Annotated in this window: 17 protein-coding genes and 1 tRNA gene; 11 read left to right on the top strand and 7 right to left on the bottom strand. The window is 60.5% G+C overall.

Annotated elements, in window-relative coordinates; genetic code table 11:
• Positions 1 to 19: 19 nt before the first annotated feature.
• From KUV26_RS02870 to tsf, 5 genes are all read left to right on the top strand, one after another.
• On the top strand, positions 20 to 202 hold the full coding sequence (locus KUV26_RS02870) for a DUF3553 domain-containing protein (protein ID WP_039145992.1): 183 nt from the start codon (positions 20 to 22) through the stop codon (positions 200 to 202).
• Between the two features lie 106 nt (positions 203 to 308).
• Positions 309 to 1,070 carry a GNAT family N-acetyltransferase gene (locus KUV26_RS02875; RefSeq protein WP_222507513.1) on the top strand — a complete coding sequence of 254 codons (762 nt, stop codon included), beginning with the start codon at positions 309 to 311 and terminating at the stop codon, positions 1,068 to 1,070.
• On the top strand, positions 1,067 to 1,897 hold the full coding sequence (locus KUV26_RS02880) for a lysophospholipid acyltransferase family protein (RefSeq protein ID WP_222507241.1): 831 nt from the start codon (positions 1,067 to 1,069) through the stop codon (positions 1,895 to 1,897). The genes KUV26_RS02875 and KUV26_RS02880 overlap by 4 nt, the downstream gene beginning before the upstream one ends.
• A gap of 188 nt (positions 1,898 to 2,085) precedes the next feature.
• Complete coding sequence (gene rpsB / locus KUV26_RS02885; protein ID WP_222502691.1) at positions 2,086 to 2,856, top strand: 30S ribosomal protein S2; 771 nt, start codon at positions 2,086 to 2,088, stop codon at positions 2,854 to 2,856.
• 79 nt (positions 2,857 to 2,935) lie between these two features.
• A complete protein-coding gene (gene tsf, locus KUV26_RS02890; protein WP_222502692.1) occupies positions 2,936 to 3,811 on the top strand; it encodes a translation elongation factor Ts in 876 nt (291 codons plus the stop codon).
• A gap of 476 nt (positions 3,812 to 4,287) precedes the next feature.
• On the opposite strand, the gene KUV26_RS02895 is transcribed toward tsf, so the two are convergent.
• Both KUV26_RS02895 and aroQ read right to left on the bottom strand, forming a co-directional pair.
• Positions 4,288 to 5,043, bottom strand: a complete 756-nt coding sequence (locus KUV26_RS02895; RefSeq protein ID WP_222507242.1) for an autoinducer binding domain-containing protein — start codon at positions 5,041 to 5,043, stop codon at positions 4,288 to 4,290.
• Positions 5,040 to 5,489 (bottom strand): type II 3-dehydroquinate dehydratase, encoded by a 450-nt coding sequence (gene aroQ / locus KUV26_RS02900; protein ID WP_222502694.1) that lies wholly within the window; start codon positions 5,487 to 5,489, stop codon positions 5,040 to 5,042. The genes KUV26_RS02895 and aroQ overlap by 4 nt, the downstream gene beginning before the upstream one ends.
• Positions 5,490 to 5,762: 273 nt before the next feature.
• Between aroQ and KUV26_RS02905 the strand changes: the two genes are divergently transcribed.
• Entirely contained in the window at positions 5,763 to 6,974 is a 1,212-nt protein-coding gene (locus KUV26_RS02905) for a serine hydrolase domain-containing protein (RefSeq protein WP_222507243.1), read from the top strand.
• A 54-nt stretch (positions 6,975 to 7,028) separates the two neighbouring features.
• Entirely contained in the window at positions 7,029 to 7,892 is an 864-nt protein-coding gene (locus tag KUV26_RS02910; protein WP_222507244.1) for an acyl-CoA thioesterase, read from the top strand.
• 316 nt (positions 7,893 to 8,208) lie between these two features.
• Here the strand turns inward: KUV26_RS02910 and KUV26_RS02915 are convergent, their stop codons facing one another.
• The 5 genes from KUV26_RS02915 to pdxH form a co-directional block, all read right to left on the bottom strand.
• The gene (locus tag KUV26_RS02915; protein ID WP_222507245.1) at positions 8,209 to 11,853 is read right to left on the bottom strand and encodes a vitamin B12-dependent ribonucleotide reductase; all 3,645 of its coding nucleotides are present in this window, start codon (positions 11,851 to 11,853) and stop codon (positions 8,209 to 8,211) included.
• 723 nt (positions 11,854 to 12,576) lie between these two features.
• Positions 12,577 to 12,653: transfer RNA gene (locus tag KUV26_RS02920), tRNA-Pro, on the bottom strand.
• Between the two features lie 44 nt (positions 12,654 to 12,697).
• Positions 12,698 to 13,174 (bottom strand): DUF192 domain-containing protein, encoded by a 477-nt coding sequence (locus KUV26_RS02925; RefSeq protein ID WP_222507246.1) that lies wholly within the window; start codon positions 13,172 to 13,174, stop codon positions 12,698 to 12,700.
• Positions 13,175 to 13,178: 4 nt separating this feature from the next.
• On the bottom strand, positions 13,179 to 13,718 hold the full coding sequence (locus tag KUV26_RS02930) for a cold-shock protein (RefSeq protein WP_222503189.1): 540 nt from the start codon (positions 13,716 to 13,718) through the stop codon (positions 13,179 to 13,181).
• Between the two features lie 132 nt (positions 13,719 to 13,850).
• A complete protein-coding gene (gene pdxH / locus KUV26_RS02935; RefSeq protein WP_222503188.1) occupies positions 13,851 to 14,462 on the bottom strand; it encodes a pyridoxamine 5'-phosphate oxidase in 612 nt (203 codons plus the stop codon).
• 125 nt (positions 14,463 to 14,587) lie between these two features.
• Here pdxH and fabI point away from each other — a divergent pair, with 125 nt between their 5' ends.
• The 4 genes from fabI to KUV26_RS02955 all read left to right on the top strand — a co-directional run bounded on the left by fabI (position 14,588) and on the right by KUV26_RS02955 (position 19,275).
• Positions 14,588 to 15,391 (top strand): enoyl-ACP reductase FabI, encoded by an 804-nt coding sequence (gene fabI / locus KUV26_RS02940; RefSeq protein ID WP_222503187.1) that lies wholly within the window; start codon positions 14,588 to 14,590, stop codon positions 15,389 to 15,391.
• 81 nt (positions 15,392 to 15,472) lie between these two features.
• Positions 15,473 to 15,976, top strand: a complete 504-nt coding sequence (gene gpt, locus KUV26_RS02945) for a xanthine phosphoribosyltransferase (RefSeq protein WP_174144832.1) — start codon at positions 15,473 to 15,475, stop codon at positions 15,974 to 15,976.
• Positions 15,977 to 16,142: 166 nt separating this feature from the next.
• Entirely contained in the window at positions 16,143 to 17,318 is a 1,176-nt protein-coding gene (locus tag KUV26_RS02950; RefSeq protein WP_222507247.1) for an aminotransferase, read from the top strand.
• Between the two features lie 115 nt (positions 17,319 to 17,433).
• Positions 17,434 to 19,275 carry a peptidyl-prolyl cis-trans isomerase gene (locus tag KUV26_RS02955; protein ID WP_222507514.1) on the top strand — a complete coding sequence of 614 codons (1,842 nt, stop codon included), beginning with the start codon at positions 17,434 to 17,436 and terminating at the stop codon, positions 19,273 to 19,275.
• The last annotated feature ends 13 nt before the right edge of the window (positions 19,276 to 19,288 follow it).

The following is a 19,288-nucleotide window of genomic DNA, read 5'->3' on the forward strand; positions in this document are numbered from 1 at the left end:
CAAACTGGGCCATCCGCAAATGAATGACCTCAACGCTATTTTAGCCCCCGGCATGTTTGTCCGGCACCCGGATCACCCTGAGTGGGGCGTGGGACAGGTCCAGTCAAACGCGGGCGGCAAGATCACTGTCAATTTTCCCGATCAGGGAAAGCTTGTGATTGACGGAGCGCGCGTCTCCCTTATTCCCGTCTTTGATCCATAACGGTTTATGAAGGGTTAACGAAGTCCCTCAAATTTTTACCAACTGCTGCGCGCTCTTTGCCTGAATGGCGAAAAGCGCTCAAGCCTGAACTATGCAAGGTGACCGAATGCCAGACATGTCCTCGCAGTTTTCCGTGAAAATTGCCGAAACGGAGGAAGACCTGCAGGCTGCCCAGGCGTTGCGCTATGATGTCTTCGTCCGCGAGCTGGGAGGCGGCGGCGAGATGGTGGATCACGATGCCGGCTTGGAACGGGACCGGTTCGACCCCTTTTTTGACCACATGCTGGTGACAGATGAAGCCAAAGGCATGGTGGTCGGTGTGTACCGGCTGCTGCGCGATGATCAGGCGGCCAGAGCAGGACAGTTTTATTCCGAGGACGAATACGATCTGAGCGTTCTAAAAACCTCCGGCCGCCGGCTGCTGGAACTGGGGCGTTCGTGCCTGCACGCCGACTACCGCGGCGGCATGGCGATGTTCCACCTCTGGTCTGGACTGGCGCAATATGTCGAGCGGCACGGGATAGAGATTCTTTTCGGCGTGGCCAGCTTCCACGGAACCGACCCGCATGCGCTGGCCAATCCTCTGGCGATGCTGCACCAAAACCATCTGGCGCCGCCGGACCTGCGGGTACGGTCGAAAATCCTTCAGTCCATGGACTTGGTGAGCGCGGATAGACTGGACCGCAAGCGGGCGATGGTGGAAACACCTGCGCTGATCAAGGCATATCTGCGGCTCGGCGGGTTTGTCGGAGAGGGCGCTTATATTGATCACGCGTTCAACACCACTGATGTCTGCTTGCTCCTGGACACCGAGCGGATGAACGAACGGCAGCGGAAGATCTACGCAGGAGGCCGGGGCAGGGAATGAACATCAGCTGGCAAAGTAAGGAGGCGCCCGATCCGGTCCGCATTGGCGCCCTGGGGTGGTGCCTGGCGCTGCTGCGCGGGATCCCGCTGGCGTTGCTGGTGTTTGGCGGGCTGCTGCTCCTGCTGACCCTGCGGGTGGTTGAGCGGCCGCTGTTCGGGCTCAAGCGGCCAGTCACGCCGTTCATCACTCAGTTCGTCTGCCGCAATGCCTTCCGGCTTATGGGAATCCGCTACAAAACCCGCGGCTCCCTCATGCAGCAGCGCGGGCCGGTTGTGGCGAACCACTCCTCCTGGCTGGACATTTTCGCCCTGAATGCGCGCAAGCGGATCTATTTCGTGTCAAAGGCTGAGGTCGCCGAATGGCCGGGCATCGGCTGGCTGGCGCGGGCCACCGGTACTGTGTTCATCGAACGCGACCCCAGAAAAGCGAGGGAGCAGGCGGACCTGTTCGAGCAGCGGCTGCGCGCCGGGCATAAACTGCTGTTTTTCCCGGAAGGCACGTCAACCGACGGGCTGCGGGTTTTGCGTTTTAAAACAACACTCTTCGCCGCATTTTTCACAGATCATCTACGGAACGGCCTGCACGTTCAGCCAGTGTCCGTGGTGTATCATGCACCAGACGGCGCGCCCGCCCGGTTCTATGGCTGGTGGGGGGACATGGATTTTGGCCCGCACCTTCTCAAGGTTCTGGCCGCCCCGCGCCAGGGAACGGTGGAGCTGGTCTATCATCCGCCTCTGAAAGTGGCGGATTTTCCGGACCGGAAGGCGCTGGCCGCCAGGGCGGAGCAATTAGTGCGCCGCGGGCATCAGGACGCACTGCAAGCCTGAAATCCGGGGCAGGGTGGCGTTTTCTGCGGGACGGGCCTTGCCAGCTGGCAATAACTGCTCTATAGGCGCGCATACGAACCCGCAGGCGGGGTTTGGCCTGATCAGGGGAGACATCCCTGACGGACCCCCGGTTGGAGCATCTGCTCTGAACCCCCGCCGAGGATAGAAACCGGAAAGGAAAGAATAGCATGGCTCTTCCCGAGTTCACCATGCGTCAGCTGCTGGAAGCTGGCGTTCACTTCGGCCACCAGACTCAGCGCTGGAACCCGCGCATGTCGCCCTTCATCTACGGCGCGCGCAACGGCATCCATATCATGGACCTCACCCAGACTGTTCCGATGCTGGACCAGGCGCTGCAGGTTGTCCGTGACACCGTTGCCAAGGGCGGCCGTATCTTGTTCGTCGGCACCAAACGCCAGGCCGCAGGCCCGATCGCCGAAGCTGCCGAGAAATCCGCTCAGTACTACATGAACCACCGCTGGCTGGGCGGCACTCTGACCAACTGGAAAACCGTTTCCCAGTCGATCAACCGCCTGAAGGAAATCGACGAGAAGATGTCCACCGGCGCTGAAGGCCTGACCAAGAAAGAGCGTCTGGGCATGGAACGCGACCAGGAGAAGCTGCAGGCCTCCCTGGGCGGCATCCGCGAAATGGGCGGCGTGCCGGACCTGCTGTTCGTCATCGACGTGAAAAAAGAAGCACTGGCCATCGCTGAAGCCAAGAAACTGGGCATCCCGGTTGTGGCTGTTGTCGACACCAACTGCTCCCCCGATGGCGTGGACTACATCATCCCGGGCAACGACGACGCATCGCGCGCCATCTCGCTGTACTGCGATCTGGTTGCCCGCGCGGCTCTGGACGGCATGTCGGCTCAGCTGGGCGCAGCAGGCGTTGACCTGGGCGCGCTGGAAGAGGCACCGGCAGAAGAAGCCGTGGCTGAAGAAGCCGCCGAAGCCTGATCCGTCCTGTCACGGAACTGACATGCGGGGCAGGGTATCACCTGCCCCAAATCTGTTTTTGAATTGAGGAGAGCCTAAGATGGCAATCACTGCAGCAATGGTGAAAGAACTGCGCGAATCCACCGGCGCAGGCATGATGGACGCGAAAAAAGCACTGGTCGAAAACAACGGCGACATGGAAGCCGCGGTTGACTGGCTGCGCACCAAGGGCCTGGCGAAAGCCGCCAAGAAATCCGGCCGCACCGCCGCAGAAGGACTGGTGGCCGTTGTCGTCGAAGGCGGCAAAGGCGTTGCTGTCGAGGTGAACTCCGAAACCGACTTCGTTGCCAAGAACGGCGAATTCCAGTCCATGGTGGCTGGCATCGCCAAGGCGGCCCTGAACGCCGACGACGTCGAAGCGCTGAAGGCGGCCGACCTGGGCGGCAAATCCGTTGCCGATACCCTGACCGACAAGATCGCCACCATCGGCGAGAACATGTCGCTGCGCCGCATGGAGAAGCTGGAAGGCGAGACCGTCATCTCCTACGTCCACAACGCCGCGGCCGAAGGCATGGGCAAGATCGGCGTTCTGGTCGCCATGACCGGCGGCGACGAAGCCATCGGCAAGCAGGTTGCAATGCACATTGCAGCCGTGAACCCGGCCGCGCTGTCTGCAGCTGACCTGGACGCCTCCGTGGTTGAAAAGGAAAAGCAGGTCCAGATGGACATCGCCCGCGAGTCCGGCAAGCCGGAGCAGGTGATCGAAAAGATGATCGAAGGCCGCATGAAGAAATTCGTGGCTGAATCGACCCTGCTGAACCAGCAGTTCGTGGTGAACCCGGACCTGACCGTGGAAGCCGCTGCCAAAGAAGCTGGCGCCACCATCACCGGCTTTGTCCGCGTTGAAGTTGGCGAAGGCATCGAAGTCGAGAAAGAAGACTTCGCAGCTGAAGTGGCCAAGGCTGCTCAGGGCTGATCGGCTCTTCTTACAGCTTGGAAATTTGAAGCCGGCGGGATCACCTCCTGCCGGTTTTCTTTTGCGCTGGGGGCGGTGGTTCAGTGCCCGGTCAGTGCGCTGCGGGCCTGGAGAAAACGACTGTCCGAAAATGCCCGGAGGCCTGCAAGGAAAGGTCGAGGGGCCCCGCTGATGGGGATGGGCAGGACCCCTCATGTATCGGGGCAGGACACGGATCTATACGTGCCTGCCCCCGATCAGGTAGGAGAGCCCTGTAATCGCAGGGGTCGATACCCAAAGTTCCTTGGCTAAAGCCACCACTCACGGAACATGTGCAAACTGCAATGAAATAACCTTTAACGGTAGTAGTGAAAACCATACTTTTGACGCCGTTTGGCGTCTGTGCGCGGTGGTTTGAAACGGAAACGGAGCCGGGATAAAATATGAGGCTGATTCAAATGTTTGCGGCGCTAAATTGAGGGGCAGGGCGGCGCCGGTCAGGCATCCATGACATACATCTGATTGTGCAGTGCCGCCTTCAGGACAGCCTGTGCAGTGGTCTCGACAGACAAGGTTTCCCGGGCCAGCCGGAGGTGCTTTTCAATCGTCGCGGGTGTCAGGCCCATCAGCAAGGCAATGTCCTGCGTGGTCTTGCCGTCTCCGACCCATTGCAGGACCTCCCGCTGCCGTTTGGTCAGGTTCCGTTTCCGGGCGGCGTAAGGCAGGGTTTGGATCTTCAGGTGCGCGACATTGTTCATCAGAACGATATCGTCTCCGGATTTCTCCCACAGCGCGTCCACAGCATCCTGGCTCAGGCCGCGCCGGGCTCCCAATGATATCGCGCCCTTGTAGCGCGGAGAGGCGGAGTAAAAGCTGACGGTGTAGCCGGCCGTTATGTCCAGGGCTTGGTTGAATTCAAGCACCTTGCGGGCCTCAGGCCCGAGGTCTCCGTTGGCTTCCATCTCCTGGACAATCCGCCAACTGCCGGCGCCTTCATTTTCCAGCGCCCAGCGAAGCATCGGCGCATGGAAATAGAGCCCCTTGTTCAGAAAGCCCTCAAGATAAGTTTCGTCATGGTTTGACAGAACAACAAAGTCTTCCGGGTCGCCCAAAGACGTCTCCGTCTTGTAGCGGGTGTAGCCATAGATCAGCCGGTCAAAACCAAACTCGCCCATTTGCTGGACATGGCCGTGCCACAACTCTTCGAGGCTCCGCGCGCCGCAGACGAAGTTCAGGTATTTCTTTATTTTCATGCCGCGCCGGCCTCACGCAGATGCGTGGCGAGTGCATCCAGTGCAAGCAAGTAGCCTTGGGCGCCAAAACCGCAGATCTGTCCCAGCGCCGCCTTGGAAATGTAAGAGGTGTGTCGAAAAGGCTCGCGTGCGTGAATATTGGAAAGATGCACTTCAACTGACGGGATTTCCACGGAAATCAGTGCGTCCATCAAGGCAATTGAAGTGTGGGTGTAAGCACCGGCGTTCAGGATAATTCCATCGTGCCGCCCTTTGGCGTCGTGGATGGCGTCAATCAGGGCGCCTTCGTGGTTTGACTGAAGGCAGGTCACGTCCAGGCCAAGCTTCTTGGCGTGGTCAGCACAGGCGTCTTCTACCATTGCCAGAGTAACTGATCCGTAGACTTCTGGCTGGCGGGTGCCCAGCAGGTTCAGATTTGGTCCGTTCAATACCAGAATACTCGCCATCAGATGTATGTCCTTGCCGTCTTTCCCATTGAACTACTAAGACAAATTTACTTCGAAAGCGAACAAACAAACGCATAAAGCTGAAAAAAAAGCCGCATAACCTGCTCTGGTTGAAGCCTTGAAATGCGGCGTTTCCGGCAATTTTGCCCGAAGAGAAAATCCGGGTCAGAGCCTCCTGGAAACACGAAAGCCGCTCGACCTCGCCGGTCATGCAACGCATTATTCCTGAAATTGCCGGTTATGAAAATAGCCGGGTACTGGCGGGAGGCGGCAATGGATACCGGACGGCTGGAAAGGATCAAATCCTGGCAGCAACGTTATGTGAATGAACAAAAATATCCAGGAAGCGCTGTGCTGGTCTGGCGCGGCGGTAAGGAGGTGTGCTTTCACGCCGCGGGACTGCGCAACATCGAGGAAGACCTGCCATTCACCCGCGACACGCTGGTGCGTCTCTACTCGATGACAAAGCCGGTCACCTCGGTGGCCATCATGATTTTGCTGGAGCGCGGGCTGTTTCATCTGGATGCGCCTGTCAGCGACTTTCTTCCGGAATTCAGCTGCATGGAGGCATTGGTACCAGGCGCAAGCGCCATTGATCAGACAGAGCCATGCCCGCCGCCGACACTGCATCAGCTACTGACCCATACCAGCGGTCTGAGCTATCCGTTCAATCCCGGTGTCCTGCCGGAAGCGATGGCGTCTAAGGATTTGATGTTCAAACCGGACCAGGGATCGCTGGACCGCATGGTTGAACGCCTGTCCCGGCTGCCGCTGGCCTTCCAGCCGGGAAACCGCTGGGAATATTCCGTGGCAGCCGACGTGCTGGGCCGTGTCATCGAAGTGGTGTCCGGCCGGCCGTTTGGCGATTTTTTGGCCGATGAGATCTTCGCACCACTCGGCATGACACAGACCGGATTTCGCGTGCCGGATGGGGCAGGGAACCGCTTTGCGTCTCTCTATACGCCTTTGGCCGGTGATGCGATGGCGTTGAATTCAGCAGTGACCAGCGGTGAGAGCCTGCGGCTGACGGACAGCTACGGGCGCTCTCCGTTTGAACATGCTGACATGCAATCCGGCGGCGGCGGTCTGGTTGGAAACATTGATGATTACATGAAATTCGCCGAAATGCTCCGGTGCCGCGGCAGGTTTGGAGATAGCTTTATTATCGGACCGCAAACTGCTGATTTCATGATGCAAAACCATCTTTCAGGCGAAATTGCCTCGATGGGGCCGCTCAGCTTCGCTGAACAGCCGATGCAGGGCATGGGGTTTGGTCTCGGCGGCGCCGTGGTGCTGAACCCGGTGCGTGCGCGCTGTCCGGGATCCATTGGGGATTTCTGCTGGGGCGGCATTGCCTCAACCTTCTTCTGGGTGGACCGCCAGCTGGATTTGTCGGTGGTGTTCCTCACGCAGCTTGCGCCGTCCAGCTCGTATCCGTCACGTCCTGAACTCAAGGCACTGGTGCATGCGGCAATCACGGATTAACGTCCAACCGATTGAAACCGCTAGGTTGCTCCCGGTAAAAGGAACACGTTGCACATGACTGATACCGCCAGAACCTTGCTGGATCTTCTGGACCTCGAAGAGCTGGATACCAATCTATTCCGGGGGTCCGGATCCGGCGGAGAAACTCCGACACGGATTTATGGAGGCCAGGTGATCGCGCAGGCGTTGACGGCGGCATATTCAACTGTTTCCAGCCGTTTGTGCCATTCTCTTCATGCCTATTTCATCCGGCCCGGAGACCCGTCACGCCCTGTGATCTACGAGGTCGATCCGGCCCGCGACGGCCGCAGTTTCACCACGCGCCGGGTGGTTGCGATGCAGAACGGCAAGCAGATCCTGAACCTGGCGGCATCCTTTCATGCACAGGAAGATGGCTTGGACCACCAGCACGGCATGCCTCGGGTTCCGGCGCCGGAAAGCCTGGAACCGCGCCACGAAATCCTGAAGCGCAACGCCAGCCGCTTTGCACCGGAAAAGCAGCCGGAACTGCTGCGCCCGCGGCCATTTGAAATCCGGGAAGTGGAACCGCGCGATCCCTTGGAGCCGGAAAAGACCAGTGATGCCAACCAGATGTGGATCCGAATGGAGGCGGCCAAGGACGCTGGCCCCGAACTGCAGCATGTTCTGCTGGCATACGTTTCCGATTTCGGGCTGCTGGGGTCCTCGATGCGACCGCACGGGCTGACATTTCACAAACCTGGCGCCATGACCGCCAGCCTGGATCACGCCATGTGGTTTCATTCACCGATACAATTGCAGAACTGGCACTTGTATTCCATGGACGCGCCGTTCACAGGCAACGGCCGCGGTTTCAATCGCGGATCTATCTATACTGAGGACGGGAAATTGGTCGCTAGCGTGGCCCAGGAAGGTTTGCTTCGCCCGTTAAGATTTTGATTTTTCGGAAAATAAACACTTTTTGGAGTGGCCTTGCACGCTTTCATTTAACATAATTCTGATTATAAGATATCTGTATGCACCTGAGCGATCAGCGTTCCGGAAAAGAAAATGGCTCCCTCTGATCCAGAGGAAGCCAGTTTTCACCGGTCAGGCTCCTTCATTGACTGCCCGAAAGTTTTTTCTTACCTGGGCCATCCCGGTGTTCAGAACGGGCGCACCCGTCCCTGATTTCGCTTGAAGCAGGTTCAGCCCCGCTTCCGGTGTTTGTTTGCGGCGCCGCCGGGGGTAATGCCGGCGCCGCAGGCAGAGGCCCTCAGCTGCAGCCAGAGGTTCCCCCGCAGGTGTTGCACTTCATGCAGGTGCCGTTTCGCACCAGCGTGTAATTACCGCATTCGCCGCAGGCTTCACCTTCGTATCCTTGCATTTTCGCCTTGGTACGCGCGTCCATGCCGCCTGTGGATTGCGCTGGTGCTTCGGTGGTTTCCGGCACCAGGGTTTGCAGCGCCGCCACCGGATCGGTGCCGGTGCCCAGCACGCCTGCGTCCATCTGGCCGCCCTGCAGCACAACCAGGTCCTGCGGCAGGCGTTTGCGCAGATAGCCCGTCGAGGAGATTTGCTTCAGCACTTCCAGTGACCGGGTTGCTGCGCTTTCGCTCAGCTCGGAGAGGTTCGAAACACCTTCTTCCTCGCCGCGGCCCAGATCGTCAAAGGTGGCGCCTTCCGGCTTCACATGCGCCAGGTCGGTGCGGTCCAAGTAGCTGACAGCAAGCTCACGGAAAACGTAGTCGAGGATCGAAGTCGCGTTTTTGATCGAGTCGTTGCCCTGGACCATGCCCGCGGGTTCGAATTTGGTGAAAGTGAAGGCGTCGACAAACTCCTCCAGCGGCACACCGTATTGCAAGCCGACCGACACCGCGATGGCGAAGTTGTTCATCATCGCCCGGAAGCCTGCGCCTTCCTTGTGCATGTCGATGAAGATCTCGCCGAGGTTGCCGTCCTCGTATTCGCCAGTGCGCAGATACACCTTGTGACCACCGACAACCGCCTTCTGTGTGTAGCCTTTACGCCGTTGCGGCATCTTGGTGCGGTGCGATTTAAGCACCTCCTTGATGACCACTTTCTCGACGATCTTCTCGGCCAGAACAGCTGCCTTTTCCTGGCTGGAACCGCTTTCCAGCACTTCCGCCGCATCGTCGTCGTCCTCGACCAGCGCCGCCGCCAGCGGCTGGCTCAGCTTGGAGCCGTCGCGGTAGAGCGCATTGGCCTTGATTCCCAGGCTCCAGCTCAGCTCATAGGCTTTCTGGCAGTCCTCGATGGTGGCCGAGTTCGGCATGTTGATGGTCTTGGAGATCGCGCCGGAGATGAAACTTTGCGCCGCCGCCATCATGTGGATGTGGCTGTCAACGTTCAGGAAACGCTTGCCTTTCTTGCCGCACGGGTTGGCGCAGTCAAAGATCGCGTAGTGCTCTTCCTGCAGATGCGGTGCGCCTTCCAGGGTCATGGTGCCGCAGACGTGGTCGTTGGCCGCCTCGATATCCGCCTTGGTGAAGCCCAGATGGCGAAGCAGGTCGAAGGTCGGGTCGTTCAGCTTGGTCGCTGGAATGCCCAGCACGCCGGTGCAGAAATCCTCGCCCAGGGTCCACTGGTTGAACACGAAGCGGATGTCGAAGGCGGATTCCAGTGCCGCATCGACCTTGGCCAGTTCATTGGGGCCGAAGCCGTGTCCCGCCAGCGAAGTGTGATTGATGCCCGGCGCATTGCCGATGGAACCGTGGCCGACCGCGTAGGACACGATTTCCTCGATCTGGGAAGAGCTGTAGCCCAGCCCCTCCAGCGCCGAAGGCACAGAGCGGTTGATGATCTTGAAGTAGCCGCCGCCTGCAAGTTTCTTGAACTTCACCAGGGCAAAATCCGGCTCGATGCCCGTGGTGTCGCAGTCCATCACCAAGCCGATGGTGCCGGTCGGCGCAATCACCGTGGTCTGGGCGTTGCGGTAGCCGTGCTTTTCCCCCAGTTCCAGCGCCTCGTCCCAAGCGCTCGCCGAGAGATCGGCCAGCAGCGCATCCGGGCAGTTGGCGATGTCCAGCGGCACCGGCTTCACAGACAGCGCCTCATAGCCGTCAGCATTGCCCTTTGCAGCATTGCGGTGGTTGCGGATAACACGCAGCATGTGATCTGCGTTCTTCGCGTACCCCGGGAAGGCACCCAGTTCTGAGGCAATCTCGGCCGAGGTGGCATAGGCCACACCAGTCATCAGTGCGGTCAGCGCACCGCAAAGCGCCCTGCCCTCATCCGAGTCGTAGCTGTAGCCCATGTTCATCAAGAGGCCGCCGATGTTGGCATAGCCCAGACCCAGGGTGCGGAAGTCGTAGGAGCGCTGCGCGATTTCCTTGGAAGGGAACTGCGCCATCATCACCGAGATTTCCAGCGTCAAAGTCCACAGGCGGCAGGAATGCATGAAGTCGTCCGCCTGAAACAGCCCGTCCTTGAGGAAGCTCAGCAGATTGAGCGAGGCCAGGTTGCAGGCAGTGTCGTCCAGGAACATGTATTCCGAGCAAGGGTTTGAACCGCGGATTTCACCGTCTTCCGGGCAGGTGTGCCACTCGTTCACGGTGTCGTGGAACTGGATTCCGGGATCGGCGCAGGCCCAGGCCGCATGGCCGACCTTCTCCCACAGGTCGCGGGCTTTCACCACCTTGGCAACTTTGCCGTCGGTGCGGTTGAACAGTTCCCAGTCGGCGTCCTTCTCGACCGCATGCAGGAAGGCGTTGGTCACCCGGATCGAATTGTTTGAGTTCTGCCCGGAAACAGAGCTGTAGGCCTCCGAATCCCAGTCGGTGTCATAGGTCGGGAACTCGATCGAGGTGTGTCCCTGCTTTGCGTAATCCAGAACCCGCTTGATGTAGGTTTCCGGGATCGCGACCTTCTTGGCTTCGCGGATCGCCTTCTTCAGCCCGTCGTTGACGGCCGGGTCATAGGCATCGGACTCCGCGCCGTCCCAGCTGCGGATCGCCTCGAAGATACCATTCAGCATCTTCTCGTGCATCTTGGAGCCCGCGACGATGGACGCGACCTTCTGCTCCTCGATAACTTTCCATTCGATGAACTGTTCGATATCCGGGTGATCGGCGTCCACGATCACCATTTTTGCTGCCCGACGGGTTGTGCCGCCTGATTTGATGGCGCCCGCCGCGCGGTCGCCGATTTTGAGGAACCCCATCAGGCCGGAGGATTTGCCGCCGCCGGACAGCGGCTCGCCCTCGGCGCGCAGATGGGAGAAGTTGGTGCCGGTGCCGGAGCCGTATTTGAACAGCCGCGCCTCGCGCACCCACAGGTCCATGATGCCGCCGTCCTTGACCAGGTCGTCAGAGACCGACTGGATGAAGCAGGCGTGCGGCTGGGGGTGCTCGTAAGCGCTGTCCGACTTGGTCAGCTTGCCGGTCTTGTAGTCGACATAGTGGTGGCCCTGCGCCGGGCCGTCGATGCCATAGGCCCAGTGCAGGCCGGTGTTGAACCACTGGGGAGAGTTCGGCGCAGAGCGCTGCGTCGCCAGCATGAAGCGCATCTCGTCGTAGTAGGCACGCGCGTCCTCCTCGGAGGAGAAATAGCCGCCTTTCCAGCCCCAGTAGGCCCAGGCGCCCGCCAAGCGGTCGAACACCTGCTTGGAGGATGTTTCACCGCCCAGGGCGGCGCCTTCTTCAGGGACAGAGCGCCACAGGAACTCGGGCACGCCCTTTTCGCGGACCTTCTTCAGCCGGGACGGCACGCCCGCCTTGCGAAAATACTTCTGGGCGATGACATCGCTGGCCACCTGGCTCCAGGAGGCGGGGATTTCAATATTGTCGAGACGGAAAACGATGGTCCCGTCCGGGTTGCGGATTTCCGAGGTGGCCGAGACAAAGGCCAGATCGGCATAGGCATCCTGTCCGGGTTTGGTGAATTTCCGTTCGATCTTCATGCTCTGCCCCTTCTCAAGCACACATCGGTCAAGTGTCACGGTGCCCCCGCACCAGCCAGCCCGGCCGCGCAACACGCAGATACCCGGCGCACGCCGCAGATGGCATGCTTGCGGCCCTCGCCGGCCTTTCTTCACTGGGCTGTCTGCTGTTTTCAGCGTTGTTGCTGCGGCCCTGTCACCCACCAGATTTAGTGCCATCGCAACCGGTGTCCACAATTTGGCGTATTAAGACACAAAGGGTCAATGTTAAATTTACCCCTTGGCAACGATCTTTGCTGTTGACGCTTTCCGTGGTTTGCAGGGTCGCCTTCCGGGCATTGATTCATCCACAGGCAATGGCGGGTATTGCCGTTCCGGCGCCCTTCGCGGGCAATCCCGATTTCTTATTCCCGGTGAGTAACTTGCCGCTTCGCAGAAAAACCGGCCAACCAGCCGGTTCCTGCAGTGATGCACAGCTTACGGGACTGGCAGCGTCTCCTGGCTACCTAAACAACTTTTCGGTGATCTGTCGCAGCCATCACGCATCTTCAGCCCTTAAACATGCAACAGGCTTAACAAATTGATGCGGGTCAGAAGCAGAAGGTTAAGAGTGTGTTAACAAGGTGTTAAGAGAGCGTTAATGCTTTGGGTTGTGCAGGCCGCCATTCAGACTCCACAAGGGAGACTGGAACTCCAAAGCTGTTTCAAGCTGGCTTAGATTCGCTGAACCTTAATGGAAAGAAGTGGTCGGGGCGGCGAGATTCGAACTCACGACCCCCTGTACCCAAAACAGGTGCGCTACCAGACTGCGCCACGCCCCGGACCGTGCGCCTTCCTATCCCCGGCAGATTGATTTGAAAACCCCCTAACAGGGCCAAACTGCGCCGACAGCAGAAAAAATTTCGTGCCGCATCTGTGACCCGGCAGTAATACCGTATCGACCAGCAAGGCCGCCGTTGATTTCAAGCACTGCGTACACATGGTCGCCGCCCGGGATCGGTGTCAGGTCCCCCGGCTTGGCGTTCTGATGGACGGAAGTCACCTGGCCCAGCTCGTCCACAAAGATGATGTCCAATGGGATCAGCGTGTTCTTCATCCAGAAGGCGGCAGGCTGCGGGTGTTCATAGACAAAGAGCATTCCTGCCCCGCTGGGCATGCTGTCGCGGAACATCAGCCCGCGGGCGCGCTCCTGCTCGTCATCGGCGATTTCAACGGTGAAACCGGCCTGCCCCCAACTGCCGCGAAGATCTACCCGGTCCGGCTTGCAGTCTGCGGCCAACGCTGTTCCGCAAGCAGCAATCAGTGCAGCTGCAGCTCCTCTGAAAAGCAGGCGCCGCAGCATCTGGTTAGGCCTGTACAGCCGGCATCAGCGCGGCTTCCCAAGCCAGTACTTCAACCGCCATGCGGCCGCGCTTGCCATCAATCACCCGCATCGCCAAAGCCTCGCCCGGCTGCAGGTCCGCAAGGCCGGACTGGCGCAGCACCTCGACATGCAGGAACACATCCTCGCTGCGGCCGAAGACATTGGCAAAGCCGAAGCCCTTGCCCTTGTCGAACCACTTCACCCGCGCAGGCTCCAGCGGTTCGTTCTGCAGGCTGTCCATGTCCAGCTCAGCAAAATCGCTGAGCACGGGGGTATCTTCGCGTTCCGGCGGCTGGATCGAAATCACCTCGACCGCCTGAACGCCGCGGCCAGTCTGATGCGTCACGATCTCAATGCGTGCGCCGTCTGCGACAGAGCTTTGACCGAAATTCCGTAAGACATTCACATGCAGCAGAATGTCCGGGCCGCCAGTGTCGGAAACGACAAACCCGTAGCCTTTTGCCGGGTCAAACCATTTCACCAGCCCATGAACCTGCTGCAAGCTGCTGAGATCTTCTGCCACTGGATATTCCCTACCGCGTTTCTTGTTTTTTGATTGTGCTCTGATGCGCCAAATTGACCTTGGAATTCAAGCTAAAAAGTCTTGAAATCGTCATGAAAGGCTTCTTGACCCTAGGTAAGATGACGATTTTCGTCAGGGATTGAGGCGGTTGATCCGCCATGCCCCATTTGCGTCATCCCGGCGCCAGCGGAACCGGTCATGCAACCTGAAGGCGCCATCAGCCCAGAACTCGATCTCGACCGGCACCAGCCGGTAACCGCCCCAGAACGGGGGGCGGTCCGGGTTCGGCCCTTTCATGGCCGTGACCTTGGCAACTTCCGCCATCAGGGTGCCGCGGCTGTCCAGCGGCTGCGATTGCTTCGATGCCCAGGCGCCCAGCCGGCTCTTGAGCGAACGGGACCTGTAGTATTCGTCGGCCTTTGCCCCGTCCTCGCGGGTGACGGCGCCGCGCACCCGGATCTGGCGCCGCAGCGATTTCCAGTGCATCACAAACGCTGCCTTGCCCGCATGGTCCAGTTCCCGGGCCTTGGCGCTTTCGTAATTGGTGTAGAACACAAAGGCGTCGTCCTCGATCTCCTTCAGCAGCACCATGCGGCTGTTCGGAAGGCCGGTTTCATCTACCGTTGCCAGCGCAATTGCGTTGGGATCGTTGGGTTCGGATGCTTCCGCTTCCGTCAGCCAGGACCTGGCGATGGCAAAGGGATCGTCACCTGCAAAAATACCGGAACGGTCGGACATGGGCACCTCTTGTCGGATTTTGATGCAACCTATGCAGCTTCGTGGCCCTCGGCAAGGGCGTGAACCCTTGAAGCGCCCCGCGCAGCATATTAAACACCGCTAAATTATCAGATCACAGGCGGAGAACCTGCATGTCTAGTCAACTGATGGCCGGTAAGCGCGGCCTAATCATGGGCCTGGCCAACGACAAATCCATTGCTTGGGGCATTGCCAAGGCCTGCGCCGATGCCGGTGCCGAGCTTGCCTTTTCCTATCAGGGCGAAGCGCTGAAGAAGCGGGTCGACCCGCTGGCCGAACAGCTTGGCAGCAACATCGTCCTGCCGTGCGATGTGTCGGACGAAGCGTCCATCGACGCGCTGTTCGCCGAGCTGGAAGCCAAATGGGGGAAGCTGGACTTTGTCGTCCACGCCATCGGCTTCTCTGACAAGAACGAGCTTCGCGGCCGTTATGTCGACACCAGCCGCAGCAACTTCCAGATGACCATGGACATCTCGGTGTTTTCCTTCACCGCCGTCGCCAACCGCGCGGAAAAGATGATGTCCGAAGGCGGTTCCCTGCTGACCCTCACCTATTACGGCGCCGAGCAGGTGATGCCGCATTATAATGTGATGGGTGTCGCCAAGGCCGCGCTGGAGGCGTCTGTCAAATACCTGGCAGAGGATCTGGGCAAGGACGGCATCCGCGTCAACGCGATTTCCGCCGGTCCGATCAAGACGCTGGCTGCCTCCGGCATCGGTGATTTCCGCTACATCATGAAGTGGAACGAATACAACTCGCCGCTGCGCCGCAATGTGACCACCGATGATGTCGGCAAATCGGCTCTCTATCTGCTGTCCGATCTCAGCTCCGGCGTGACCGGGGAGAACCTGCATGTGGATGCGGGCTATCATGTCGTCGGCATGAAGGCCGTGGACGCGCCGGACATCACCAAGTAACACTGAAACAGCCACTCCAGCCGGATCCGGGATAACCCCCGGGTCCCGCACTCTGGCGCGATCTCGCGGGGAGCAAGAACCATGACCGACCGTCTGCCGCACGAAAAAGGCTTTCACATCAGCTGGGATCAGATCCACCGCGACAGCCGCGCGCTGGCCTGGCGTCTGGACGGGCAAGGCCCCGATGACGGCGCCTGGCGCGCTGTTGTGGCGATCACGCGCGGCGGCATGGCCCCGGCCATGATTGTCAGCCGGGAGCTGGACATCCGGACCGTCGACACAATTTCGGTGCGTTCCTACCACCATCAGGCCCAGGGGGAGGCGGAAGTGCTGAAATCCCCGGACGCAGGCCTGATGGGCGACGGTGAGGGCGTACTGATCATTGACGATCTGGTCGACAGCGGCAAAACCCTTGAGCTGGTGCGCGAGATGTACCCCAAGGCGCATTTCGCCACCGTCTACGCCAAACCCAAGGGCCGCCCGATGGTGGACACCTTCATCACCGAAGTCAGCCAGGACACCTGGATCTTCTTCCCCTGGGACATGGCGCTCCAGTATGTGGAGCCCTACCGCGGCAAGGACTGATCCGGTTCCGGCCGCATGACAGGAAAGGCGCGCCCCTTGGCGCGCCTTTTCCTTTTGCCCCGGCCCGGCAAAGCCGTTCCTGCTTGAGCCGCCGGGGATGGCATGCCAGACATGTCGCGCGCGCAATCGGACGTGCCTGAATTCACGCTGCAGCCCGGAGCCCTCCATGCCCCTGCCCCGCACACAAACGACCTTCGTTTCCCCCATCGTCGAATCGCGCCGCTGGGTGGCCGGGGCGGATTTCCCGCCGGACCGCCCGCTTCTGAACGTCAGCCAGGCCGCTCCGGCCGAGGCCCCGCCGCAAGGCTTGCGGCAAGCGCTGGCCGACGCCGCGCTGAATGACGTGAACGCGCATCTGTACGGTCCCGTTCTGGGAAACGGCCCGCTGCGCCAGGCGCTGGCCCGGCAGATGAGCCGCCACTATCAGGCTGACGTCAAACCGGAACAGGTTGGCATCACCTCCGGCTGCAACCAGGCCTTTGCTGCTGCCATTGCTGCACTTTGCGGCGAAGTCGATGAAGTGATCATCCCTGTTCCCTGGTACTTCAATCACAAAATGTGGCTGGATATGGCGGGCGTCGCCGCAGTGCCGTTGCATGTGGGCGAAGGCATGCTGCCGGATCCGGCCGAGGCCGAGGCGCTGATCACCGAGCGCACCCGTGCCATTGTGCTGGTGACCCCCAACAACCCCTGCGGCGTGGAGTACCCGGCCGGGCTGGTGCAGGCCTTCTTCACCCTCGCCCGAAACCGCGGCCTTGCCCTGATCGTTGATGAAACCTACCGCGACTTCGACAGCCGCACCGGTGCGCCTCACGGGCTGTTCCGGATGCCGGACTGGGACGCCACCCTGATACATCTCTATTCCTTTTCCAAGGCCTACCGCCTGACCGGCCACCGGGTCGGCGCTCTTGCCGCGTCTTCGGACCGCCTGTTTGAGATGGAGAAATTTCTCGACACCGTCACGATCTGCCCCTCGCAGCTGGGACAGGCCGGTGCTCTTTGGGGCATTGAAAATCTGCAGGACTGGCTCGCGGGCGAGCGCCAGGAAATCCTCGACCGGCGCCTGGCAATCGAGGAGGGTTTCCCGGTGCTCGCCGAAATGGGCTGGAAACTGCTCGGCTGCGGCGCCTATTTCGCCTATGTTGAACATCCTTTCGACCAGACGTCCGAGGAAATCGCCCGCAGGCTGGTGGACGAGGCGTCGATCCTGATGCTGCCGGGTTCGATGTTCATGCCGGCCGGTGCGCCGGACGGCGCCCGCCAGTTCCGGATTGCCTTTGCCAATGTGGACCGTGAAGGCATCCGCACGCTGTTTGACCGTCTGGCCGCCTTTAATCCCTGAACATCCAGCAGTTTGCTCCGCAACCATCTTGCCCCTGTGCGGGCAGCCGCGTATTCAGTCAGCGGCATTTCCCGCTGCCCGTGACCCGGTGCAGCAGAACAATAAAGAGGGCATCATGGCCGCAGGCATGAAACATCTATCCAAAACCTTTGTCTGGATCCTGATGGGGATGCTGATCGTCGGCCTTGCCGGGTTTGGCGCGGTGAACTTCACCAGTTCGTCCTCCTCGGTCGCAACCGTCGGCGACGAGGAAGTCAGCATCGGCAACTATGTGCGTGAGCTGCAGCGCGAACAGCGCGCCCTGCAGGCGCAGACCGGCCAGGCCATGCCGATGTCCCAGATGACTGCCTTCGGCCTTGACCGGGCGGTGCTTGGCCGCCTGATTTCGCTGGCAGCGCTGGATCACGAGGCAAAAAGCCTCGGGCTGTCGCTGGGCGATGAGAACCTGATTGATGAACTGGCTGCCATCGACGCCTTCCAGGGCGTGAACGGCCAGTTCGACCGCGAAGCCTACAGCTTTGCCCTGCGCAACGCGGGCCTTTCGGAAAAGGAGTTCGAAGAGGACCTGCGCCGCGAAGCGGCCCGCACCATCGTGCAGAATGCAATCCTGACCGGCACCAAAATGCCTGCCACGCTGACAGAAACGCTGACCGGCTACATCGGCGCCCGCCGCAGCTTCTCGTATGTGCAGCTGAACGCCGCGGATATTGCGCTGACCGCCGAAGCGCCTTCGGATTCGGACCTGAAGGCCTTCTACGAGGCCAACCAGGAGCGGTTCATGCTGCCGGAAACCAAGGTCATCACCTACGCCGCCCTGCGCCCGTCAGCGCTGCTGGATGAGATCGAGGTGGATGAAGCCCAGCTGCAGCGGCTGTTCGAGGACCGCGCAGATCAGTATCAGGTGCCGGAGCGCCGCCTTGTGGAACGCCTTGTGTTCGCCGATGAAGAGGCCGCCGCCAGCGCCAAGGCGCAGCTGGAAACCGGCGGTGCCACCTTCGAAAGCCTGGTTGAGGCCCGCGGCCTGACGCTGCAGGACATCGACATGGGCGACGTCACCATGGGCGACCTCGGAGCCGCGGCCAGCGACATCTTCGCTGCAGAGGTCGGCACCGTTGCAGGCCCCCTGCCCTCGGATCTCGGCCCCGCGCTCTACAGGGTAAACGGCCGTTTGGAGGCACAGATCACCGCCTTCGAAGACGCCAAGCCGGACCTGATCGAGGAACTCGCCTCCGACCGTGCCCGCCGTCTGGTGGAAACCCAGTCCGAGGACATTGACGATATGCTGGCCGGCGGCGCGACGCTGGAGGAGCTGGCAACCGAAAGCGGCCTGGAACTGGCCCAGATCAACTGGACCGAGGAAACCAGCGACGATATCGCCGCCTATGAAGGCTTTCGCGCTGCTGCGGCAGCGGTGACCGCCGATGACTTCCCGGAGGTCGCCTTCCTCGACGACGGCAGCCTCTTTGCCCTGCGTCTTGATGAGGTCCTGCCGGAACGCCCGGAACCCTTTGAAGAGGCCAAAGACAAGGTTTTGGAGGCCTGGCAGGCAGACCGGCTTGCCAACGCTCTGAAGGCGCAGGGCGAAGCGCTTCTTGCGCAGGCTGTGTCCGCAGGCGGCTTTGCCGAAGACGCGGAGGTGAGCACCGAGAGCGGCCTGACCCGCACCGCCTATATCGACACTGTGCCGGCCGATCTGGTCAGCCAGGTGTTTGAGCTGGAAGTCGGCGATTTCCGCCTGGTGCAGGACGCGGATTCCGCCGTGGTTGTCCGCCTCGACGCCATCCTGCCGCCGGAAGCAAGCGACGACATGGCCCTGCTCACCCAGGCTCTGCAGGCACAGCTGGACCAGTCGCTGGCCCAGGAACTGTTTCAGGCCTACGCGCAGGACGTCCAGACCCGCGCCGAACCCCGTGTTGACCAGCAGGCGCTCAATGCAGCGCAGGCAAACTTCCAGTAATCAAGGCGCGCAC

This window comes from Leisingera daeponensis (assembly GCF_019801465.1).
GTDB lineage: Bacteria > Pseudomonadota > Alphaproteobacteria > Rhodobacterales > Rhodobacteraceae > Leisingera > Leisingera daeponensis_A.